Raw genomic sequence first — 22,781 nt, forward strand, 5'->3', positions numbered from 1 at the left:
TTCGGCTCTTGGCAGAAAACCTCCAGCTTCATGTCTGAACGGAGGGTGAACAACGTGTTGACACTCTACACCTAGGCATTGCCTTCATCCCCGAGCGCTTCGCGGAAGCGTTCACGCAGGGCCAGCAGCTTGGCGCGGTTGTCCAGCAGGGTCTCGGCCCGTTCGCGTTCCCGGGCCACCACTTCGGCCGGGGCGCGGCTGGTGAAGCTTTCGTTATGCAGCTTGGCCTGCACGCCGGCCACGTCCTTTTCCAGCTTGGCCAGCTCCTTGTCCAGACGGGCCAGCTCGCCGTTGAGGTCCACCGCGCCCTTGAGCGGCACGATGACCTGACAGCCGCAGACCACCGAGGAGGCCGACGCCTTGGGCGCGGTGAGGTCCGTGCCGATGGCGAGGCTTTCCAGCCGGGCGAGCGGGAAGATCATGGCCTGGCTCGCTTCCAGCAGGGCGGCCTGGGCGTCGTCGGCGGGATGCAGCAGCAGGCTCACCTTGTGGGCCGGGCTGATGTTGAGCTCGGCCTTGATGGTACGCACGGCCACGATGACGCCCTGGATGAGCTCCATACGCGCGGCTTCTTCGGGACGGACGCAGGCCGGACGGGCGGCGGGGTAGGGTTCCAGCGCGATGTCCGTGGCCGTCTGACCGGCGGGCACGGGCAGGGCATGCCAGATCTCCGCGGTCACGAAGGGGACGATGGGATGGAGCAGGAGCAGCAGCTCGCGCAGCACCGTCCAGAGCACGTATTGCGCCACGGGCTTGCGAGTCTCGTCCTGCATGTCGGGCTTGATGAGCTCCAGATACCAGTCGCAGAACTCGTTCCACAGGAACTTGTAGCCGGTCTGGGCGGCGTCGTTGAAGCGGTATTCCTCCAGCGCCGCGTCCATCTCCTGCTTGACGGCCTCCAGACGGTGCAGGATCCACTGATGATGCAGGCCCTCCACCGTGCCCGGATCCACCGGGGCGGGAGCCGTTTCCGGCAGGTTCATGAGCGCGAAGCGGGCCGCGTTCCAGATCTTGTTGATGAAGTGGCGGTAGCCCTCGATGCGGGCCTCGGACAGGCGGATGTCCCGGCCCATGGCCGCAAAGGCAGTGAGGGTGAAGCGCAGGGCGTCGCAGCCGTACTTGTCGATCATCTCCAGCGGGTCGATGACGTTGCCCGTGGACTTGGACATCTTGCGGCCCGATTCGTCCCGCACCAGCGCGTGCAGATAGACGTCATGGAAGGGCACCTGACCCATGAAGTGCTGGCCCATCATCATCATGCGGGCCACCCAGAAAAAGATGATGTCGAAACCGGTCACCAGCACGCTGGTGGGATACCAGCGGGCAAGGTCCTTCGTCTTTTCCGGCCAGCCCATAGTCGAGAACGGCCAGAGCGCGGCGGAGAACCAGGTGTCCAGCACGTCCTCGTCCTGCCTGAGGTCGGTGCCGCCGCACTGCGGGCAGGCGGTCGGATCGTCCTCGCTCACGATGAGCTTGCCGCACTGGGCGCAGGTCCAGGCCGGGATGCGGTGGCCCCACCAGATCTGACGACTGATGCACCAGTCGCGGATATTGTCCAGCCAGTGATAATAGGTCTTGGCCCAGGATTCGGGCAGGATGCGCGTCAGTTCCGGCACGGCGGCGCGGGCGGCCGGGGCCATCTTGGTGGTGGCCACGAACCACTGGGTGGAGACGTGCGGTTCCACCACCGTATGACAGCGGTAGCAGTGGCCCACGGCATGGTCCAGCTCTTCCACGCCCAGCAGGTCCCCGGCGGCCTCGATGTCGGCCACGATTTTCTCGCGGCAGGCTTCCTTGGTCAGACCGGCATACGGCCCGGCCTCGGCCTTCATGACGCCGTTCTCGTCGATGACCTGCAAAAATTCCAGCTTGTGCGTGCGGCCCAGCGCCCAGTCGTTGTGGTCATGGCAGGGCGTGACCTTGAGGGCGCCGGTGCCGAACTCCCGGTCCACATAGCTGTCCGCGATGATGGGGATGCGGCGGCCCAGTACGGGCACGATGGCCGGCTTGCCCACCAGATGGGCGTAGCGTTCGTCCTCGGGATGCACGCAAATGGCGGTGTCGCCGGGGATGGTCTCCGGGCGGGTGGTGGCGATGACGATGTCGCCGCTGCCGTCCTCAAGGCGATAGCGCACCTTCCAGAGCTTGCCCCGGTGCGGCTCGTGCTCCACCTCGTCATCGGCCAGCGCCGTGTGGCAGCGCGAGCACCAGTTGATGATGTAATCGCCCTTGTAGATCAGGCCCTCGTTGAAAAGCTGCACGAAGACCTTGCGTACGGCGCGGGACAGGCCCTCGTCCATGGTGAAGCGCAGGCGCGTCCAGTCCACGGAGGCCCCGAGGGCGCGGACCTGATTGAGGATGCGGTGGCCGTAATCTTCCCGCCATTGCCAGACGCGCTCGATGAAAGCCTCGCGGCCCAGATCCTGCCGGGTCTTCCCCTCCTTGGCAAGAGCGCGCTCCACCACGTTCTGGGTGGCGATGCCCGCATGGTCCGTGCCCGGGATCCAGAGGACGTTCTTCCCCTTCTGGCGGGCATGGCGGCAAAGCACGTCGATGAGCGTCTGGTTCAGGGCATGGCCGATGTGCAGCGCGCCGGTGACGTTGGGCGGCGGGATGACGATGCAGTAGGGATCGCCCGGCGCGTCGGGGTCGGGCGTGAAGGTCTTGCTGTCCTGCCAGTGGGCGCGCCAGCGCTCTTCCACATCTTGGGGCTCATAGCCCTTGGGGAGGGTGTCAGCCATCTTGCTTTCTCCATGAAAGGCGGCAATACTATCTTGTTATGCAGGTCACGCAACCCACGATATTCGTCCTCTGGGACGATTCCCACATCTGGGGTCTCATGGTCTGGCGCGCTCTTCGCGCGCTGGGCCTGCCCTCTCGTCTGGTCAAGGGAAAAGACATAGCCAATGGCGGCCTTTTAGGCAAGCCGCTGGAAGGGGGCCGCGCCGCGCCTCTGCTCATGGTGCCGGGAGGAAATGCCCGGCTCAAGGCGCAGGCCCTGGGCGAGGCGGGCCGTGAGGCCGTGCGCCGCTGGTTGCGCGAGGGCGGACGCTATCTGGGCTTTTGCGGCGGGGCGGGTCTGGCGCTCAGCCATGCGCGGCCCGACGACGGCCTGCATATCTGCCCCTGGTCGCGCGGCAGCTATCCCGAACGGCAGCAGCATCTCATTTCCGGGCATGCGCTGGTGCGCGTGCGCTCCTGCCTGCCGGACGAGGACGATGCCCGCTCCGCTGTGCCGGCCGGCGCGTCCGCCGCTGTGCCCGCTCCCGATCCCCTGCGTCCGCCGCTGGAGGACGACGCCTGTTCGCTGGTGCCGCCCTGCTGGCGGGGCTGCACGCGGGCCGGCATGCGCGGACGCTGCGAGCGCGGCCCCGCGCCGGAAGCCGCCGCCCACAGGCCGTCCCTGCCGGTCTGGTGGCCGGGCCGCTTCGCCCCCACGCCGGGCGACAGCGTGAGCGTGCTGGCCGGCTATCACAGCCCGGACAGGGATTTCTGGCTGGCGGACCTGCCTCTGCAGCGCATCCCGCCGCATGTGTTCGAGGCCTGGCAGGCGCTGTACGGCGTGAATCTTTCGGCGGACTTCCTGACGGATCAGCCGCTCATGGTCGCGGGCAACTATGGGCGGGGCCGTTACGTCCTCAGCTATTCGCATCTGGAGACGCCGGACAGCCCGGACGCCAACCGCTGGCTGGCCCATCTGCTGCATGAGCTGGCCGGCTGGGAAGCGCCCACGGAACAGGTGCCCGCCTGGGATATGGATGCCCCGGCGGAGGCCGCCTTCTGGCCCGTGGCGGCCCGCGCGCCCCTGCGGGAGGCGCTGCGCTGCGTCCGGGACGTGCTCGATCTGGCGGCGGAGCATCACCTTTTCTTCCGGCGCACGCCCTGGCTCTGGGGCTGGAAGGCGGGCCTGCCCGGCGGCACCTGCAACAACCTGCATACCGCCCTGCACACGCTGGCCTGCCTGACGCCCTCGCCGCAGGCGCTGGCTTTCTGGCAGGAATGCGGGCCGCGGCTGGCGGATCTGGCGCACCTTTTCCGGGCCGGGGCCGAAGGCTATCTGCTGGCCTGCCGTCTGGCCGAGGCCCTGGCCCCCACCGTGCCGGACGCCGTGGACAGGCGCGGTCTCGACAATCAGCGGGGGGCCATCTTCGGCCATCCCATGCGGGGCGGCGGCCTCATCGAGGAGCTGTTGCTCATGGTCGAGGAACTCATCTTTCTTTCCCAGCAGGTGGAGCAACCCGCCTTCTGAAGCCGGCGGGGCCTCTTCCGCCGGAATCGTGCAACGGAGTTCAATGATGACGGATAACGTGTTGCGGCGCGGCCTTGCCCGCTACCTCGCGCCCGAACAGCTCGCGCGTTTGCAATCCGTGCGTGTGGGCATCGCCGGGGCGGGGGGGCTGGGCTCCAATGCCGCGCTGATGCTGGCCCGCAGCGGCGTGGAGCGCTTCCTGCTCATCGACGATGACGTGGTGGACGCCTCCAACCTCAACCGGCAGCAGTTCTGGCCGCGCCATGTGGGGCGGCCCAAGGTGGACTGTCTGGCCGAGCTTTTGCGTGAGCTCAATCCGGCCGTCACGGCGGACTGTCGTCAGGAGCGGCTGACGGCGGCCAATGTGCCGTCACTGCTGCCGGAGTGTCCGCTCTGGGTCGAGGCGCTGGACGGCGCGGCGGACAAACGGCTGCTGGTGGAACAGGCCATGCTCGGCGGCCGTCATGTGGTGAGCGCCTCCGGCATGGGCGGATACAATGGCGCGCCCATGCAAAAGCGCGCCCTGGGCAGCCTGACCCTGGTGGGGGACTTCACCACCGACATCCTGGAAGCGCCGCCCCTGGCCCCGCGCGTGACCGAGGCCGCCGCCCTGCTGGCGGACGCGGCCCTGACCTGCATTCTTGATGTGCTGCCCGCCGAGGCCTTTGCCGCTCCGGCATGCTGAGACGGGCCATGCTTTGCGAGGAGATGCCATGAGCGATGAATTTTCCCCTTCCGCCGACGGCGCGGCCCCTCTGCCCGACGGGCTTGAGGAGCTGGCCCCGGACAGTACGTTCCGCTTTGCCTGCCATCCCGGCGTGCCCTGTTTCAATCGCTGCTGTCACGATCTGGCCCTGCCGCTGACGCCCTACGACGTCATGGGCTTGTGCCGCTTCCTGGGCATGGACGGCGAAAGTTTCCTGGAACGTTACGCCACGGTGCGCACCTTCCCTGATACGGGCTTTCCCCTGCCTTTCCTCAATATGGATGACGTGGAGACGCTGCCCTGTCCCTTCGTGGGGCCCGAGGGCTGCTCGGTCTACGCCGCGCGGCCCGCGGCCTGCCGCAGCTATCCGCTGGGCCGGGGCAGCCGTCTGGGCCGGCAGGGCGTGGAAGAGCGCCACTTCCTGGTGCGGGAACCGCACTGCCGCGGCTTTGCCGGGACGCAGGAATGGACGCCCCTGCGCTGGCAGGAAGATCAGGGCCTGCCTCCCTACAATGCCTTCAATGACCGCTACATGCGGCTCATGAGCATGGTGGGCGCCACAGGCAAGCCGCTGGAACCGCAGCTGGCCACGCTGGCGCTGCTCTGCCTGTATCAGCTCGACGCCTTCCGGGCGCTCATCGAGGAAAAGAAGCTCTTCGAGCATGTGGAGATTTCCGCCCAGCGGGCGGAGGACGTACTGTTTGCTGACGAAGCCACCCTGGATTTCGGGCTGGACTGGCTGGAACTGGTCATCTTCGGGCGCTGTCCGGGGTTGTCGGCCCGGGGCCGCTGAGCCGGAGGTCCGCCAGCGGCTCAGTCGGATGGGAAAAAACTGCCTTTTGCGGGGGCCTTGCCCGCAATTTTCCGGTGAGGGATGTGGCGGCAGCCGCGTTCTTCGCCGGATTTTCTTTTTTGGCATCCTTCTTGCTGAAAACTAGGCAACCGTCTTTGACTGGAAAAAACAGCCGCTCAGGCACAAACAAAGGATGTGGATCATGGAAGTTTCCGGCATTACCGTCAGCCCCAATTATATTTTCCAGCTGCCCGAAACGGACGACGAAGGTTCGGCCCCTGCCGCCCTGCGTGACGCCGTCAGCTTCTCCACCCCCTATCTGCTTCCCGACGAGGAGGCTGAAGTGGTGCTGGATGATACCATCAACCTTATCGGGGCCGACTACACGGCGGCCTTTTCCGTGCATGGCGGCCTTAACGAAAATCGTGTCTACCAGCTGCTCGGTCTGATGTAGGCAAGGGCCCCGCGCGCCGGCGCGGAGCCCTTTTCCCTTCCTCAGCTTTCTCAGCCGGCGTTTGACAGCCGCGCCGCGCCCGACGTATGGTCATGGCGCGGCGTCGCCTTTTTTCGGGTGGCGTCGCTACTCTATCACAGGGAGAGATCGATGCTGGATATTGATCGGCAGATGGCCGTCATCAAGCGCGGTGTGGCCGAGCTCATCGACGAGAAAGAGCTGCGCAAGAAACTGGAACGCGGTACGCCCCTGCGGGTCAAGGTCGGTTTTGACCCCACGGCGCCCGACCTGCATTTCGGGCATACGGTGGTCATGCACAAGATGCGCCACTTTCAGGAGCTGGGGCATACCGTCATCTTCCTTATCGGGGACTTCACGGGACGTATCGGCGACCCCTCCGGCCGCTCGGAGACGCGTCCCCCGCTGACGGAAGAGCAGGTGGTGGCCAACGCCGAGACCTACAAGAAGCAGCTCTTCAAGATCCTTGATCCTGAAAAGACGCTGGTGGAATTCAACTCCCGCTGGCTGGGCAAGATGGATGCGGCCGATTTCATCCGTCTGTGCTCCCGCTATACCGTGGCCCGCATGATGGAACGCGACGACTTCGAGAAGCGTTACCGGGAACAGCGCCCCATTTCCATCCACGAATTCCTCTATCCCCTCTGTCAGGGCTACGATTCCGTCTCCCTCAAGGCCGACGTGGAGATGGGCGGCACGGACCAGAAGTTCAATCTGCTGGTGGGCCGCACCCTGCAGGCGCAGTACGGCATGGAGAGCCAGTGCATCCTGACCATGCCCCTGCTGGAAGGTCTGGACGGCGTGCGCAAGATGTCCAAGAGCTACGGCAACTACATCGGCATCGACGAGCCGCCGTCGGAGATGTTCGGCAAGGTCATGGCCGTTTCCGATGAGCTCATGTGGCGGTATTACGAGCTGCTCTCCTCGCTTTCGCTGGAAGAGATCACCACGCTCAAGGCCGACGTGGCCGAAGGCCGGGTGCATCCCAAGGCCGCCAAGGAACAGCTCGCCAGCGAGATGGTGAGCCGCTACCACAGCCCGGCGGCGGCGGAAGAGGCCCGCATGGGCTTCAATGCCGTCTTTGCCGGCGGCGGCGTGCCCGATGACGCGCCGTCCCATACCTGCGCCCACGGCGAGGACAGCACGCCCCCGGCCTTCCTGGAAGCGGCCGGGCTGGTCAAGAGCCGTGGCGAGGCCAAGCGTCTCATCAAGGAAGGTGCGCTTTCCGTGGATGGCGACCGTTGCGATGACGCCCTGACGGCGCTGGCCCCCGGCGAGTATGTGATCAAACTCGGCAAGAAGCGCTTTTTGCGGCTGACGGTCACGGCGTAGGCCGGGCCGTTCGTCAGCACTGGTCACAATGCAGCGCGCCGCGGTCCCGCAAGGATAACGGCGCGCTGTCGTTTTTTGGGGCTATGGTTTGAAACGCAAAGCGTTTCAAACGGAAAATCCTCTCAAAGGAAGACTGCATGAGCGGCGAAGAGAAAAAAACGGAGACCTCCCCGCCTGAAGCCATCCAGCAATGGATAGCCGAAACCAAGCGGGATGGCAGACCGCTGGTCTGCTTTTTTGTGGACAGGCTGCTTTTGAATCCTGACGAATATTTTCGCTTCATCGAGCGGAGGCTCAGGAAGGATTTTTCCTTCATGGCGCTGGTTTGCGGCGAGGGCTTCGACGTCAATCTGCCGGTGAAAAAGTTTTTCATCGAGGATGAGGGCCTGGCGTCCTTGTTCGGGATCGACGTGATCCTCCTGATGAACAGCGGCTCGCGGCATCCGTTCCCGCAAGATGCGGCGGTGGCGAGCTTTTGCCATTCCTTCGGCGCGTATGAGCATTATGACTACACGGACTATGCTTATATGATGCAGTTCTGTGATGCGTTCTTCGTGACGTCCGAACATATCTTTGCCGACCGGCAGGCCATCGAGAGCAGCCACGTCAACATGATCGATCCTCGTTTCCTGCAACGCACCCGCACGGCGTATCGCTACCTCCCCACCGGCTATCCCCGGATCGCGGCGATCCGGGACAGGCTCGCGCAAGCCAAAGTCGAGCCGGATGCGCTGCTGTACGCGCCCGTGGGGATGTACAGCAATCCCGGAGAACGCCGCAACAGGATCTTTCCCTGCTATGGAGAAAGCGTGGTGGCGGCGCTGCTGGAGAATTTCCCCGACTACCAGCTGCTGTACCGGCCCTACAGAGGGGCCTGGGGCGTGGAGCCCTATGAGGCCATAATCCGCAAGTTCTCCGGGCATCCCCGCTTTGAGGTCAGCCGGAATGTCGACCGCATACCGGACTTCGCACGCGCCGTGACCTGCATCACGGAACACAGCAATATCGGCGAGGTGTTCGCCCTCGCCACGCTGCGTCCCGAAGTCGCCCGAACCTTTGATACGCCCTACGCAACGCCCCGGCTGACGCGGACCGGGGTGGGGCAAAGCCCGGCGGGGGACATCGTGCCGGCCGTCAGGATGGCGCTGGACCAGCCCGCGGCATTCTGGCGCACGCATCTTTCCGCGAGTTTCGGCAAGTACATCATCCACCCAGACGAGACGGTGGACCGTATCCGGCAGTGTCTGCTTGCGCTGGCCGGGCGCGTCCCCTTTCCGCCGCATGTGGCCATCCCGCGTCAGGCGGGGCTGCCGGTCTGGAGCCAGCAGCATTACCTGCATCAGGCGCTCAAGGGGCGCAAGATCAACATCCGCCTCCTGAGCGACTGGATGCGCGTTTTCCCGGATGATGCGGTGCCTGTTGCCCTGCGGCTGCTGGCCGGCATGCAGGGGGACGATCAGCTGACCATCATGGGAGACGGCTGGCTGACGGATGATATCCTGCGGCTGCTGCACGAAGTGGGGGGATTCTGCTGTCAGAAGGACACGCCCTATGCCCATGTGCCCGCCGATACCCCGCTGCGACTGATACAGTACGGCGTGGAGCAGGCCGTCAAGGAAGGCAAGACCGTGTATGCCGACCTGCTGCGTCACTTGAGGCTCTCCTGATCTAGAGCGGTTTCGCATTGAATTTGTGCCCAAATTCCATGCTGACGCTGCCATCACACGCCGGAAAAAGCGTGGTTTTCCGTGTGTTCGGTTACGGGCAACCGCTCTCGCGACTACCAGAGCAATCCACATTTTCAATGGGGAAGTGCGCTAAAGCATTTTGCCTTTGAAAAAGGCAAAATACGAGGCGGCGGCACAGCGCCGCCCGGCTGAAAGTGAGCGAAAAAAACGCGTTTTTTCCGCGAAACGCCAGGCCGGATGGGTTGAGATGCAAAGCAGTTCAAACTGAAAATGCTCTATGGGCCGGGGCTGCCTTCCCGGCAGCCTGAACGCAAACAAGACGGCAAAACGACGCCCGGCAGGGGAGCAAAGGCTTCCGTGCCGGGCGTACCTCTTTCTCGTGGGGTAGGGCTGGGTCGGGGCAGGCGCGTTCAGGCGATGTGTCGGGCGTTCCGCCTTCTTGCCGCAGTGCTGCTGAGAGGTGCTGCCTTCACCGTTCGTGCCGTGTTGCGTCTGAGGGCAGTGCGCATCCTCCCTTGTCTGCGGTCCCGCCGCCTTCTCGCGTAGGCGGTCTTGCCGGGCGTCATGGCCGGCCGTGTGCGGGGGAGTGCGCTGTCCGGCCTTTGCCCGGCCGTACCCGGAAAAGATGACGCTCCCGACAGCGGAACGCCCCGGATCTCGTTCTAACGCGGCAGTCCATCGCCGGGAGCGCCGTTAGGGGCCTGTGTCGGTTCGGGGGCTGGCTTGGGCGCATCTTCCCGCGGCACGTCGAAAGAGAAGGTCTCGTACCAGTAGAGGTGGGCGCGCTCATTGCGCCAGCTCTTGGAGGGGATCCCGGCCTTGAGGCAGAGGTTCTCCAGGTACATCTGTTTGTTCCAGCCCTGCTCGATGGGCACTTCCGGCAGAAAGACGCCGCTGCTGCCGTCCAGTTCCAGCAGGAGGCCGTGCCGTCCCAGTTCGATCTGGTCGATGGAGGGGCAGGGGCTGAGCGGGCCCAGAACGGAAATATGGATATCCAGCCGCTCAAATTCTTCCGGCCGCAGGGGCGGGAAGCGCAAGTCCTCGAATGCGGCGGCGCGTGCCATGCGCCAGACATTGCGGAAAAGCGGTTCATGCCCGATCATGGTGCCGATACAGCCGCGCAGATGGCCCCTGATCTTGAGCGTCACAAAGGAACCCAGCGATTTGGACAGCGTGCTTTTGGCCAGTTTGGGCGGCAGGGCCGGGGCCTGCTTGGCCGTTTCTCCGGCAAGCTGCGTCTTGATGGCAAGCTGTGCGCACATCCCCAGGAGTTTCTTTTCCACTTCCGTCAGCATCGTTCCCTCCTTGCGCGCGTGGCGCGCGAAAGCGTTTTCTTTGAACAGGGGAGCCGCTGCGGCGGACGTGAAAGAGATGTTCACGCCCTGCAGGCGGATGAGTGACTTTTTGCGCCGCGGCTGCCATCTGCGGGGAGCCCGTCTTTCAGACTGGCAGAGCCGGGGCAGGCCTCGGAAAAGACGAGAACGCTCCGCGAGAAGACACGGCGTCGCGGCAACCTCATGCGGTCAAAAAAAGCGTTCGTGCCCCAAAAGAAGAAATGCCACAACTTGCGTTGCGGCAATTCTTGTAAGAGGCCGAGAGGTCCGCGGCATTGCAGGCAATGCGCGCAGGCGGCCGACTAGTCTTCGCCTTCGGCGTGGGACTGCTTGCCGGCGCCCTTGAGACCGTACATGGTGGTGGAACCGGAGGACCAGAATTCCAGCACTTCTTCATTGACCAGCTGGGTGAGCAGCTTTTTCACTTCGCGGGGACCCTTGTCGGGGAAGAGATCCGTGAAGTCCTTGAAGTAGAACTTGGACTTGGCGGCGGACTTGCCCTTGAGGAAGTCGATGATAACGTCTTTGTCAGCCATTTCAGTCTCCTGTCCCGGCGGCGCGTTATGCGCCGCCGGGGTTGAATCAAACCTGGACTAGAACTTGAACTGGGTGCTCTGGCGCCAGGTGTAGTAGGCGGGATCGCGGAAGTCGTCGATGAGGTGATGGGTGAACTTCAGGCCGGTGAGCTTGAAGAAGGATTCCCAACCGATGCGGTTGGCCCAGTCGCCCAGACGCTCGTACTTGTTGGCGTTGGCCGCGTACACGTCAAGGATGTGCTTGACGGTCTTGGTGAGGGTGGGCCAGCGCGGCGGTTCGTTGGGGATGTAGCCCACGACCACCTTGGAGAACTTGGGCATGGTGATGCGGTTGGACACCTTGCCGCCGACCATGATGGCGATGCCGTCGCCTTCGCCATCGGAGATGGGCAGGGCGGGGCACATGGTGTAGCAGTTACCGCAGTACATGCAGCGATCCTGCTTGATGGCCACGGAGTTCACCTTCTCGCCGTTGTATTCCACCTTGGTGGGACGCACGGCGGCGGTGGGGCAGGCGGCCACGGCCAGCGGGATTTCGCACAGCTTGTCGGCCCACTGATGGTCGATCATCGGAGGCTTGCGGTGGATGCCCACAAGGCCGATGTCGGAGCAGTGCACGGCGCCGCACATGTTGATGCAGCAGGCCAGAGCGATGCGCACAGGGGCGGGCAGGCGCATGTTCTTGAACTCTTCGAACACGGTGTCCATCACGCATTTCACCGGGCCGGAGGCGTCGGTGGCGGGGGTGTGGCAGTGCACCCAGCCCTGGGTGTGGACCATGTTGCTCACGCCGGCGCCGGTGCCGCCCACAGGGAACTTGTAGGAGCCGCCGGCGAACTTGCGGGAGTTCAGGTCGTCGCGCAGAGCTTTCATGGTAGCTTCGTCTTCCACCATGAACTCGATGTTGTTACGCGTGGTCCAGCGCACATAGCCGCCGCAGTACTTGTCGGCGATGTCGCAGATCTCGCGGATGTTGGTGATGGACATGGTGCGGGTGCCGCCCACGCGGACGGTGTACACCTTGTCGCCGCTCTCGGCCACGTGCAGCAGAACGCCGGGCTCGAGGATCTCGTGATAGAGCCACTTGCCGAAGTTCTTCTTGATGACCGGCGGGAAGTATTCGTCATACTTGTGGGGGCCGATGTCGGTGATACGGCCTTCCATCGGTTTTTCGGGATTGTACCCGGAAGAAATAAAAGCCATGTTCTTCTCCCCCTTAAACTAGCGTTGATGACGGTTGCGGTAAGCAGCGAGGTCGCGGTCCCAGCCGCCGGGCACTTCTTCTTCCTTGAAGAAGATGTACGGGTTGGAGCGGGGCTCGCGCACATGGTAGGCGGCGGCTTCGGTGTCGGTCACTTCCAGCAGCTTCTGGAAGGACAGACGCTTCATGGTTTCGCCCACGCGTTCGCGGTTCTTGCCTTCTTCCATCCACCAGTCCCAAATCTTTTCGATGACTTCCTTGACGTCGTCATAGGGGGCTTCACAGGAGATGAAGGGCACGAGCAGCGAACCCATCTGGGCGCCGTCCACCACGGGGGCCTTGGCGCCCACGAGGATGCTGGCGCCGCGTTCGTCGCCGATGTGCAGGGCGCGGGGCATGGTGTTGATGCAGTGCATGCAGCGCACGCAGTCGGCGGTCTTGATGGAGAGCTTGGAGCCATCCCAGCTCATGCACTTGGAGGGGCAGAGGTCGATGACTTCCTTCTGGATGTCGAACTTGCCCCAGTCACGACCGGAGTGAGCGCCGGCGTTGGGCTTGAACTCGCCGCCCACATAGGCCTTCACGGCGTCCTGGTCGATCTTGATGTCGTCCTTCCAGGTACCCACCACAGCGAAGTCGGAACGGGCCATGGCGCAGACGCAGCCGTTGGGGCAGCCGTCGAATTTGAACTTGAACTTGTAGGGGAAGGCGGGACGGTGCAGTTCGTCCTGGTAGTCCATGGTGAGCTGGTAGCACATGTCCTGCGTATTGTAGCAGGCGTATTCGCAGCGGGACTGACCGAGACAGGCTTCGGGGGTACGCAGGTTGGAGCCGGAACCGCCGAGGTCCACGCTCATCTTGTGGGTCAGTTCGTGGAAGATTTCTTCCAGCTGCGGGGTCTGGGTGCCGAGCAGCACGATGTCGCCGGTGGAACCGTGCATGTTGGTCAGACCGGAACCGCGCAGATCCCAGATGTCGCACAGGTCACGCAGGAATTTGCTGTGGTAGTACTTGGCCGCGGGCTGGGCCACACGCACCGTGTGGAAGTGGGCCACGCCGGGGAACTTTTCGGGCTGGTCGCAGTAACGGCCGATGACGCCGCCGCCGTAACCGAACACGCCCACGATGCCGCCGTGCTTCCAGTGGGTTTCCTTTTCTTCGTAGGAGAGCTCAAGGACGCCGAGCAGATCTTCGGGGCAGTCGACCGGGATCTGATAGTCGAGGCCCTTCGGATTGGCGGCGCGGTTGGCCGCTTCCTGTTTGATGTCGGACACGAAGCTCGGCCAGGGGCCGCTTTCCAGCTGGTCCAACAGGGGGGTTGCATGTTTCGCCATTGCCATACCTCCACGTGGTTTTTGTGTATCACGGCGTTGCGTGATGTGCCTTCATGCGTGTGCGGAACCTGTGCTCCAAAATGGCCGCGGCAGGCCCGCAGGCGCCGATTGCCATCTTTTTCACGCAGAAGCTGCCCCAGGGGAATTTTCATGTTTCCCCCTTCCGCCGTCTGTGCCGGGGAAAAGAGAATGCCGTTTGCGGGCGGCATTCAGGGCAACTCTTTCTCTGCGGCCTATAACGTATTTTTTCGAGGAACACAACTGCTGACGCCGTACGACTTTTTTTTCACAAAATTTTCAGGCCCGGCAGGGGCCGCACTTGGCAAGCTCCGTCCTTTGAGGCTATACAAGGCCTGTCGCAACAGCCCTGCGGGCAAACGCCCCAGGCCAAGCAGAGGAACAACGCATGAAGGATACTCTGGGCCTCTACTACCATCCGCAGGCCGGCAATCCCGGCGTGCGCGTCTATGTGCGGCGCGAGCCGGACGGCAGCGTGGCCTTCCGCCTCTGGCGGCAGGACCTGCCCGAAGCGTGGGAGCGGCATGGCTGGGTGCCCTATGCCGTCCTGGAAAGCGCGGCCCGTCTTTACCGCGAGGAGCGCAATCCCGAAGCCGATCCGCTCCGTCTCTATGACATCAAGGTTGCCGAGGCGCTCCTGCAAGAGGACGGCCGGTGAGCGAGCGCTGGCTGCTGGCCCGCCGGGCCTACTTTGTCCGTGATCTCGTGCGGGACTTCTGCACGGTCTATCTCGGCGTGGAGGAACAGAACCGGCTCTTTACGCGCGACGGGCTCGTTTCCTACGCGGCCCTGCGCGACCTGCTGGGCGAGGTCAACCGCAAGGGCGTTTTCTGGCGTCTCAAGGATACGGCCCATCATCTGTTCCGGCAGACGGCGGAACATCCCTCCGATGACGCCATCCTGCTCTGGCAATATGCGGGCAGCGCCGCGCCCGATGGCGTGACCGTGCAGACGCCGGTGGAGGCTCTGCTCGACTGGTGCATCGGCTATGCCTTCCATGAGTGCGCCAAGCTGCGCGAGGACGCCTTCCAGCGGCAGCACTATTCCAGCCGCCTGGCGCAGCTGGCCCGGACGCCCTCCGTGACGGATGACCTGTATGATCCCCTGCGCGAGCTGGCCGCTCAGACCAATGAAAGCTCCGCCCGCGAGCTCCACCGTATCCTCTATGTGCTGCGGCACGGTCTCTTCCTGCTCACGCGCTATCTGGAAGAGCAGGGCGGCAACCGGCATCTGGCCCGCTGGCTTGCCGTGGAGGAAGAGATTGCCCGCCGGGCCTTTGGCGAGTTGTATGCCGTCCTGCTGCAGGCCCTGTACGGAGACCGGCCCCACCGTCTCTTCCGTCTGGCGGCGGAGAACCTGCTGGATGCGGGACGGCCGCTGCAGGCCCGGCAATTGCTGCTGAACGCCCAGTCGCAACACCGGCTGGACGAGGAGGGCATCTCTCTCCTGCATACCCTTGATGCGGCGGGGGACCACCTGGAGCGTGCGGCGTCATGAGGCGTATCCTGCACGGCCTCGGCCTTTTTCTTGCCGTTCTCTGCATCTGTCAGCTCTGCGCCTGCGGTTCCTCCTCCTGGCGCAAGGGCGGCGTGCCGGGCTCCAAGCCTTATACGGTACGCGGCAAGACCTACTATCCCCTCAAGTCCGCCCACGGTTTCGTGGAAGAGGGCGTGGCCTCCTGGTACGGGCCCGGCTTCCACGGCAAGACCACGGCCAGCGGCGAACGTTTCAATCAGTACGCCCTGACGGCGGCCCACAAGATCCTGCCGCTGGACACCAAGGTACGCGTCACCAATCTCGCCAACGGGCGTTCCCTCATCGTCCGCATCAATGACCGCGGCCCCTTCGTGGACGACCGCGTCATCGACCTCTCCAAGGCCTGCGCCCAGCGGCTGGGCGTCATCGGCAAGGGCACGGCCCGCGTCCGCATCCAGAGCCTGAGCGGCATCCCCCAGATCAAGGAGGATGGCGACATGGTGGGGGATTACTATGTGCAGGTGGGGGCCTTCGGCGTCAAGGACAACGCCCAGGGGCTCATCAGCAAGCTGACTTCGGCGGGCTACACGGGGCGCCTCATCTTCGGCAGCAACAACCTGTGGAACGTGCAGGTGGGGCCGTGGCCGGATACCGCCAAGGCCAAGGCGATGCAGGAACTGCTCAAGCGGCTCTATCCGCATGCCTTCGTAGTCGGGGGCGGCAACTAGGGGCTGTTGACTCTATTCGCTGTCTGTTTGGGGGGAAGGTGCCCCCAAACAAGTAGCACATAGTAAAGCGTCAAACGTCAAGATGCGCCGCTCCTTTTCAGGGGAGCGGCGCATCGTCGTTGTGGCGTATCTTTGGGCGACGGCTGGCGGGAATCCGGCGGCCGTTCTGTTTAGAGGGAGCGTCTACAAAGAGACCCGCCGTCCGTGCAGGAAGTAATAGACGGCCAGCGCGCCCAGCACCACGACCGCCAGACTCTGGTACATGCCGCCGTAGCCTACGGCCGGCACCATGAAGCCGAAAAGATAGGGCCCCAGACCGATGCCCAGATCGAAGAAGATGTAGAAGGTGGTGGTGGCCTGCGCGAAACGCGAGCGCGAGACCAGCGACAGGGAGACCGCCTGCCCCGCGGACTGGAAGTTGCCGAAGCCCGCCCCCAGCACCAGCCCGGCCAGCAGGAGGACGGCGCTGTGCTGCGCATGGGCCAGCAGGGTCAGGGAAAGCGCCGTGAGCAGCAGGGCCGGATAGAAGATGACGTTCTCCCCGCGCAGGTCGAACAGGCGGCCCGACAGGGGGCGGGTGAGCAGGGCGACCAGCGCATAGAGCAGGAAGAAAAAGCTTGCCGCGCCGGTCAGGTCGCGTTCGGCGGCGTAGGACGTCATGAAGGCCTGTATGCAGCCGTAGCTCAGGCAGGTGATGAGCGCCACCAGCGAAAAGCGCACCACACGCGGGTCGATGTAGCTGTACAGGGCGAGGAAGGGACGGCGGCGGTGGCGCATCTCCGGCAGGCGGCCCATGACGAAAAAGATGGCGATGCAGGCAAGGCCGATGCCCAGACAGGTCTGGGCCAGGACGGCATAACTGGTGCGGGCGACGATCTGTATGCCCAGGAAGGGGCCCAGCGCCAGCGCGAGGGCCGTGCTCATGCTGAAGAGGCTGATGCCGAGGCCGTGATGCTCGTGCGGGACGACGTAGGCCACGATGGTCCCCGTGGCCGTGCCGATGATGCCCACCCCGATGCCCATGCACAGGCGCTGGACGAAGAGCAGCGCGAGACTGGGGACCCAGAAGAAGGCGGCGATGCTGGCCGAATAAAAGAGCAGGCCGCCCAGCAGGATGATGCGGCAGCCCAGCAGCGAGAGCAGGTTGCCGGTGGCGAAGCGCCCCACGAGGCAGCCGATGACCATGATCCCCGCCGTGAGCCCGGCAGTGCTCAGGCTGGCCCCGTAGGTCGTGCGGGCATAGCCGGTGCTGGTGACGAACATGAGGTAATACGCCGTCATCAGCAGAAGATTGATCAGGGAGACCACGGTAAAGTTGCGGCTGAAGATGGCGCGCAGCGCCTGGAGGCCTTGCTGCGGCGGGCAGTTTTTTTGACGTGCTTTCGGACGGCGTTGTGCGGGCATGTCGCTTCCTCGGGTGGATTGTTTCAAAATGTATTGTTGCGCGTGCAACGATTTACGTTGTCTTCACCGAGGTGTCAAGGTATTCTCCTCGCGTCGGGCGACGGCGGAGGGGCTTCGCGCCCGGGGACGCAGGCGGGTGCCATGCGGCAGGCAGGCCCGCAGGATGGCGGACAAGCTCTAAAAATCCGCAGGATGCCGTGTGCCGGCATCCCGTGGGAAAGACGTTCGGGAGCAAAAGTGGAACTGACGTATAAATGGATCGGGCTGGCGCACAGGTGGTATCAGCTCTACCTGAACCGGCGGCTTGCGGAGTACGGTCTGAGCGGCAGCCAGTATCTTTTTCTCGTATATATCTGCCGGGAGCCGGGACTCACGCAGGACAGGCTGCCGGAGCTCGCGCATCTCAACAAGAGCAACGTCACGCGGGCCCTGGCCCAACTGGAACGGCAGGGCTATATCCGGCGGGAGCCTCACCCGCAGGACAGGCGGACGACGGCCGTGTTCCCCACCCCGCGTGGCGAGGCGGTCTATCCGCGGATCATGGAGATCATCTCAGGCTGGGATGTGTCGGTGACGGAGCCGCTCACCGAGGAGGAGCGCCGCACCCTGCAGGAGCTGCTCAAGAAGGTGGTGGCGGCGGCGCAGGCATACAGTGCGGAGGAGAGCGGCCCTCCTGCGTAGCGGCGGCCTGCCTCGTGTAAGGGGCTGCCGGGCGGAGCCTTTCCCTGTTGTTCCAGACGATGGATGGTGCGGCGTCACAGTTCTCGGGGAAGTAGAGGGCTTCCTCCTTGCCGGAAGCCCGGCGGCCGCTCGATGGACAGGGCGGGGATGCCGTTTCAGCGTCTCGCAAGGCGTCTTGTCCCGCGCACGCTGGCTGCCCCCCAGCCCGTCCCGCCGTTACTGCTTGCCGCGCATGGCCTGGAGTCTTTCCCGTACTTCCTTGGCCCAGCCCTGTTCCTTGCAGTAGTCCACCATATCGCGCGGGTAGAAATTCATATCGCGGTAGCTGCTGTCGTCCAGGTCGTTCAATACGGTCAGCAAGCCGGTCTCAAAGGCCCAGTAGCCGAGATGCACAGAGGGCTTGAAGGAATGCCTTTCACGCCAGTAGCATCCCCTGATGGCCTTACTCTTGTACCAGCGCTTGAGATAGGCTTTCATGGCTCTTTGCTGGTCTTCTTTGCTGCCGGCAAGGGAGTCATACAACATGCCGTAGGGATCCTCATGCAGCAGTCCCGCCTGCTTTCCCGGAAAGTCATGTACGCCGAGGGCGGAAAACAGCGCGTAGATGAAGCTGTCCTCGCCGTCTTCCGGGTCCCGGCTAATATTGGCGATAAGGATGTCCAGGCATTCCGGCAGATTGAACAGCACGCTCCAGCTCATGAGCAGTAAGGTGTAGTAATAGGCGTCCGGCTCCCAAAGTTTGTAATCAGCTTCCGGAAAGGCCTCTTTATGCCGCTGCAAGTCTTCAAATGCGTATTTCACGCGCTCTCGTACGTCCTCCAGAGCATCCCCCGAGGAATAGCGTACCCACGGCTCTTCAATAAAGCTCATGGAGCGATACGAACTGACCCGGCGCGCGGAAGTAAAATCTTTTGTGAGCTTCTTGATCTGGTCACGGTTTTCCGCAAACGTTGGGTTAGTGAACATGCGCTTTGAGGTACCCAAACATGCCCGATAGGCCTCTTCAGTGATGAAGGGATCTCGTTTCCTTTCTTCAAAGGGCAGCATATTTCCTCCTTGTCCTTCCACAGGTGGGCGTTCTTTGCCTTTGAAAAAGGCAAAATGCGAGGCGGCAGCACAGCGCCGCCCGGCCGAAAGTGAGCGGAAAAACGCGCTTTTTCCGCGAAACGCCAGGCCATATGGTTTGAAACGCCAAGCGGTTCACACGGAAAATGCTCTAGATGACGGGAGCATCCAGCAGGGAGAGAGTCTTGCCTGATCTCGGGAGGGGCGTCAAGCCGTGATCTTTTGGGGCGTCTGTCGGAAGAAGCCCGGAAGGGCGGGGCAGTGAGCGGTGCGCCCCGGCACGGGCGCGAAACACGGGAGGCCGAAGCCTCCCCTTGCTGTAGACGCTGTTATCCGCCGGAAGATCCGTTGTTGTTTTTCTGTACGGTCGCGGGCGGTGGGCGCAGTCCGCAATGGGTTTGTCCCGTGGGGCCTTGCCAGGCGGACGGTTTCAGCCCTCGGGGAAGTAGAGGGCTTCCTCCTCCGGGATGTCCGCGCCGTTCTCATAGCGGTCGTCCCGCCAGATGAGGGTCCAGGTGCAGGGCAGATCGTCTTCCAGCGTGACTAAAGTAATAAAAGGGGCGGGCATATCGACGTGCAGGTAACGGATGTCTCCGTAGGGAGCGGAGAGATAGATGCCGGGCACGAAGACTATATCATTGCTTCGGCAGACCAGCGGGCCGCCGCGTTGTCCTGCGGGAGCCCACCAGGGGGCGTTCTGGTTTGGCAGGATGACGGGTTCGGGCACGGGCGGCAGGTCCGCCGGGATGGGGTAGCGGCTGAGAACTTCATAGAATTCTAATTCGAACGCAAAGTCCGGCATATCAGATCGTTGAGGTAAATAATCTTTCAGCATGGAGTGTTCCGAGGAATACATTTGCGAGATGTTTACGCAATAGGGGGCTATTCCTTCTGGCGTTCCCGTGAGTGTGACGTTTTCAGCGGCGAGACGGAAGGCTTGCCAGGCCAGCATGGTCAGTGCGGCTTTTTCCGGGATGATGGGATCATACATGGAGTGGTAGCCTTCTCTGGGGTGTATTCCCTGGAAAAACCAGGCCAAATCAAACAGGCAGCGTTTGGCCTGCGAAGCGAGAAGGGGAGCTGGCGGTACGATGCCGAGGGCGCGCTTGTCCCCCCTGCGCAAGCGGGCCAAGGCGGCGCGGTACTCGCAGCGCCATTTGAGCTTGTGCTCCCAGCCTGGCCAGACGGTGAACGGTTGGGAGTCAGGGGGCAGCCCCACGGCATAGGTGCCGAAAGGTTTGGCGGCGAGTTCAGGGAGCAGGCTCTCCATTTTGTTGATGACCGCGTCAAAGGCGGCAAAGGCGCGTGCCCAGGCCGTGTAGGAGCTGTGACGCTTGATGACCCAGAAAAGTTGCCGCCGGACGGCATCGGGCAGTTGATCTGGAAAGATCCAGTCATATCCATCCTCGCAAAGCGGTCGGATAGATATTTTTTCCTTACTGGAGGCGTCGTCAGCAGACATGGTGTTCTCCTTGTATTCGGGCGGGGCATCCTCGTTGATAGCGTGGATAGGGCGGCCCTGCAAGGCGGAGGTCTAGAGCGTTTTCCTTTAAAAAGGGAAAACGCGAGGTGGCGGCACAGCGCCGCCCGGCCCAAACCAAGCGGAAGGAGCGCGTTTTTCCCTCGAAACGACAGGCCGTATGGGATGAAACGCCAAGCGTCTCACACGGAAAATGCCTCAGGGGCTGTCAACACAAATTTTATAAATAATTTCAATGGATAAGCAGAATAGCTTGTGCATGTCCCGCGCTTTTTGGGGCGGGCATGCCTCGTGTTCCCGATTCTCCTCCCGGTAAAAGCGCGCTGGGGAAGGGATGGGGGCTTGGGGGAAGGGGGTGAATAGTGGTGACAGGCCTGTTGCGCCGGACAGCGGACGGAGCGCGTCGCCGCGACAAAAAAGGGGAGGCCGAAGCCTCCCCTTGTCATATACGCTGTTATCCGCCGGAAGATCAGTTTTCGCTGTTTTCCTGCGCGGCCTTGAGCAGTTCGCCCAGGCTCTGGCCGGATTCCTGCGGGCCGGCATGGAATTCCTTGGGCTTGCGGCGTTCTTCCTCGTCGCGGATCTGCTTGATGGACAGACCGAGGCGGCGTTCTTCGGCGCTGACATGGATGACCTTGGCTTCGATCTCCTGGCCTTCCTTGTACATTTCGGCCGGGGTCTTGACCTTCTTGCCCGACAGTTCGGACACATGCACGAGGCCCTCGATGCCTTCTTCCACTTCCACGAAGAGGCCGAAGTCCGTGATGTTGGTGATCACGCCCTTGACGGTGCAGCCCACGGGGTAGGTGCTGGGCACATGGCCCCACGGATCGTCCACCAACTGCTTGATGCCGAGGGTGAACTTTTCGTTTTCCTGATCCACGGTGAGCACCTTGGCCTGCACGGTGTCGCCCACCTTGTAGATCTCGTTGGGATGACGCACCTTCTTGGTCCAGCTGATGTCGGAGACGTGGATGAGGCCGTCGATGCCGTCCTCGATGCCGATGAACATGCCGAATTCGGTGATGTTCTTGATGACGCCTTCCAGGATGGTGCCTTCAGGATACTTTTCGGCCACCAGTTCCCAGGGATTGGGACGCACCTGCTTCATGCCGAGGCTGATGCGCTTCTTTTCGCCGTCCACGCCGAGGATGACCACTTCCACTTCATCGCCGGTGTGCACCATCTGGGAAGGATGACGCAGCTTGCGGGTCCAGGACATTTCGGAGATGTGCACGAGGCCTTCCACGCCGGGCTCCAGCTCCACGAAGGCGCCGTAGTCCACAAGGTTGGTGACCTTGCCGGTGCACTTGGCCCCTTCGGGGAAGCGGGCGGAGATGTCCTGCCACGGATCGGGCACGAGCTGCTTGAGGCCGAGGGAGACCTTGTTGTTCTCACGGTCGAAGGAAAGCACCTTGAGGGTCAGGTCCTGGCCCATGGTGATCATTTCCTTGGGATGGCGGATGCGCTTCCAGCTCATGTCCGTGATGTGCAGCAGGCCGTCGAGGCCGCCCAGATCCACGAACACGCCGTACTCGGTGATGTTCTTGGCCTTGCCCTGCACGATCTGGCCTTCTTCCAGCGTGCGGAGCAGATCCTGCCGCTTGGAATCGCGCTCCTCTTCCAGCAGGACGCGGCGGGACACGATGACGTTGCTGCGGCGGCGGTTGATCTTGAGCACGCGGAACTCGAACTCCTGGTTGACCAGGGCGTCCATATCCGGCACGGGGCGCAGGTCCACATGGGAGCCGGGCAGGAAGGCTTCCACACCGCCGATGTCCACGGTGTAGCCGCCCTTGATGCGGCGCACGATGTGACCCTTGATGACCTGATTGGTCTCCTGCACGTCCTCAAGCTTGTCGAAGACCTGCATGCGCTTGGCTTTTTCAAAGGAGAGCGTGATGGTGCCTTCGCCCTCGTTCTTGCGAACGACGTACACGTCCACCGTATCGCCCACCTTCACGGTCATGTTGCCGGCGGAATCGCGGAATTCGCTCGCCGGAATCTGACCTTCGGACTTGAAGTTCACGTCCACCAGCACATTGTCATCGTCAACGCGAACGATCTCGCCCTTGACGATGGAGCCTTCTTCGAGTTCGCCGAAGTCGGTGTTGAGGTAGTTTTCAAGGGCGCTTTCGAAATTCATTTCGTTTTCGTGCCCGGTTTCCTTGTCAGCCATCTGCCATGCCTCCAAACAAATATTTCCCTCATATTTTGAGGGTGAGCGACCATAGCAGAAATGCAAAGGGAAGACAAGGGGCGGCTGTCCGTCCGCCCCGCGTCC

Annotated in this window: 19 protein-coding genes; 10 read left to right on the top strand and 9 right to left on the bottom strand. The window is 63.0% G+C overall.

Annotated elements, in window-relative coordinates:
* Nucleotides 1–71: 71 nt before the first annotated feature.
* Nucleotides 72–2,741 carry a valine--tRNA ligase gene (locus Q0K12_RS03120; protein WP_297260302.1) on the bottom strand — a complete coding sequence of 890 codons (2,670 nt, stop codon included), beginning with the start codon at nt 2,739–2,741 and terminating at the stop codon, nt 72–74.
* A 38-nt stretch (nt 2,742–2,779) separates the two neighbouring features.
* Here Q0K12_RS03120 and Q0K12_RS03125 point away from each other — a divergent pair, with 38 nt between their 5' ends.
* The 6 genes from Q0K12_RS03125 to Q0K12_RS03150 all read left to right on the top strand — a co-directional run bounded on the left by Q0K12_RS03125 (nt 2,780) and on the right by Q0K12_RS03150 (nt 9,219).
* Complete coding sequence (locus tag Q0K12_RS03125) at nt 2,780–4,249, top strand: BPL-N domain-containing protein (RefSeq protein ID WP_297260304.1); 1,470 nt, start codon at nt 2,780–2,782, stop codon at nt 4,247–4,249.
* Nucleotides 4,250–4,292: 43 nt separating this feature from the next.
* A complete protein-coding gene (gene thiF, locus Q0K12_RS03130) occupies nt 4,293–4,934 on the top strand; it encodes a sulfur carrier protein ThiS adenylyltransferase ThiF (protein WP_297260305.1) in 642 nt (213 codons plus the stop codon).
* Nucleotides 4,935–4,962: 28 nt separating this feature from the next.
* Nucleotides 4,963–5,748: a YkgJ family cysteine cluster protein gene (locus Q0K12_RS03135; RefSeq protein ID WP_297260307.1), complete on the top strand. Its 786-nt coding sequence runs from the start codon at nt 4,963–4,965 to the stop codon at nt 5,746–5,748.
* Nucleotides 5,749–5,950: 202 nt separating this feature from the next.
* Nucleotides 5,951–6,202 carry a hypothetical protein gene (locus Q0K12_RS03140; protein WP_297227489.1) on the top strand — a complete coding sequence of 84 codons (252 nt, stop codon included), beginning with the start codon at nt 5,951–5,953 and terminating at the stop codon, nt 6,200–6,202.
* A 150-nt stretch (nt 6,203–6,352) separates the two neighbouring features.
* The gene (gene tyrS, locus Q0K12_RS03145; RefSeq protein WP_297260309.1) at nt 6,353–7,552 is read left to right on the top strand and encodes a tyrosine--tRNA ligase; all 1,200 of its coding nucleotides are present in this window, start codon (nt 6,353–6,355) and stop codon (nt 7,550–7,552) included.
* A 137-nt stretch (nt 7,553–7,689) separates the two neighbouring features.
* Nucleotides 7,690–9,219 carry a hypothetical protein gene (locus tag Q0K12_RS03150; RefSeq protein WP_297260311.1) on the top strand — a complete coding sequence of 510 codons (1,530 nt, stop codon included), beginning with the start codon at nt 7,690–7,692 and terminating at the stop codon, nt 9,217–9,219.
* Between the two features lie 683 nt (nt 9,220–9,902).
* Here Q0K12_RS03150 and amrA read toward each other — a convergent pair.
* The 4 genes from amrA to dsrA form a co-directional block, all read right to left on the bottom strand.
* Nucleotides 9,903–10,535: an AmmeMemoRadiSam system protein A gene (gene amrA, locus Q0K12_RS03155; RefSeq protein WP_297260313.1), complete on the bottom strand. Its 633-nt coding sequence runs from the start codon at nt 10,533–10,535 to the stop codon at nt 9,903–9,905.
* A gap of 341 nt (nt 10,536–10,876) precedes the next feature.
* Complete coding sequence (locus Q0K12_RS03160) at nt 10,877–11,110, bottom strand: dissimilatory sulfite reductase D family protein (protein WP_297229766.1); 234 nt, start codon at nt 11,108–11,110, stop codon at nt 10,877–10,879.
* 57 nt (nt 11,111–11,167) lie between these two features.
* On the bottom strand, nt 11,168–12,313 hold the full coding sequence (gene dsrB / locus Q0K12_RS03165) for a dissimilatory-type sulfite reductase subunit beta (protein ID WP_296303353.1): 1,146 nt from the start codon (nt 12,311–12,313) through the stop codon (nt 11,168–11,170).
* An 18-nt stretch (nt 12,314–12,331) separates the two neighbouring features.
* Complete coding sequence (gene dsrA, locus Q0K12_RS03170) at nt 12,332–13,645, bottom strand: dissimilatory-type sulfite reductase subunit alpha (protein ID WP_297260315.1); 1,314 nt, start codon at nt 13,643–13,645, stop codon at nt 12,332–12,334.
* A gap of 406 nt (nt 13,646–14,051) precedes the next feature.
* On the opposite strand from dsrA, the gene Q0K12_RS03175 reads away from it, so the two are divergent.
* Genes Q0K12_RS03175 through Q0K12_RS03185 form a run of 3 tightly spaced genes read left to right on the top strand, consistent with a single transcriptional unit; the run spans nt 14,052 to nt 15,867 of the window.
* A complete protein-coding gene (locus tag Q0K12_RS03175; protein WP_297260317.1) occupies nt 14,052–14,321 on the top strand; it encodes a hypothetical protein in 270 nt (89 codons plus the stop codon).
* Nucleotides 14,318–15,160 carry a hypothetical protein gene (locus tag Q0K12_RS03180; RefSeq protein WP_297260318.1) on the top strand — a complete coding sequence of 281 codons (843 nt, stop codon included), beginning with the start codon at nt 14,318–14,320 and terminating at the stop codon, nt 15,158–15,160. Before Q0K12_RS03175 ends, Q0K12_RS03180 begins: the two co-directional genes overlap by 4 nt.
* The gene (locus tag Q0K12_RS03185; RefSeq protein WP_297260320.1) at nt 15,157–15,867 is read left to right on the top strand and encodes a septal ring lytic transglycosylase RlpA family protein; all 711 of its coding nucleotides are present in this window, start codon (nt 15,157–15,159) and stop codon (nt 15,865–15,867) included. Before Q0K12_RS03180 ends, Q0K12_RS03185 begins: the two co-directional genes overlap by 4 nt.
* 183 nt (nt 15,868–16,050) lie before the next feature.
* Here Q0K12_RS03185 and Q0K12_RS03190 read toward each other — a convergent pair whose 3' ends face one another.
* The gene (locus tag Q0K12_RS03190; RefSeq protein ID WP_297260322.1) at nt 16,051–17,271 is read right to left on the bottom strand and encodes an MFS transporter; all 1,221 of its coding nucleotides are present in this window, start codon (nt 17,269–17,271) and stop codon (nt 16,051–16,053) included.
* 237 nt (nt 17,272–17,508) lie between these two features.
* Here Q0K12_RS03190 and Q0K12_RS03195 point away from each other — a divergent pair, with 237 nt between their 5' ends.
* Nucleotides 17,509–17,952 (top strand): MarR family transcriptional regulator, encoded by a 444-nt coding sequence (locus Q0K12_RS03195; RefSeq protein WP_296305832.1) that lies wholly within the window; start codon nt 17,509–17,511, stop codon nt 17,950–17,952.
* A 216-nt stretch (nt 17,953–18,168) separates the two neighbouring features.
* Here the strand turns inward: Q0K12_RS03195 and Q0K12_RS03200 are convergent, their stop codons facing one another.
* From Q0K12_RS03200 to Q0K12_RS03210, 3 genes are all read right to left on the bottom strand, one after another.
* Nucleotides 18,169–18,999 carry a PoNe immunity protein domain-containing protein gene (locus tag Q0K12_RS03200; protein WP_297260324.1) on the bottom strand — a complete coding sequence of 277 codons (831 nt, stop codon included), beginning with the start codon at nt 18,997–18,999 and terminating at the stop codon, nt 18,169–18,171.
* Nucleotides 19,000–19,447: 448 nt separating this feature from the next.
* Nucleotides 19,448–20,479: a hypothetical protein gene (locus Q0K12_RS03205; RefSeq protein WP_297260326.1), complete on the bottom strand. Its 1,032-nt coding sequence runs from the start codon at nt 20,477–20,479 to the stop codon at nt 19,448–19,450.
* 487 nt (nt 20,480–20,966) lie between these two features.
* On the bottom strand, nt 20,967–22,676 hold the full coding sequence (locus tag Q0K12_RS03210; protein ID WP_297228021.1) for a 30S ribosomal protein S1: 1,710 nt from the start codon (nt 22,674–22,676) through the stop codon (nt 20,967–20,969).
* Nucleotides 22,677–22,781: the final 105 nt, after the last annotated feature.

The sequence above is a fragment of the uncultured Desulfovibrio sp. genome (genome assembly GCF_944324525.1).
Lineage (GTDB): Bacteria > Desulfobacterota > Desulfovibrionia > Desulfovibrionales > Desulfovibrionaceae > Desulfovibrio.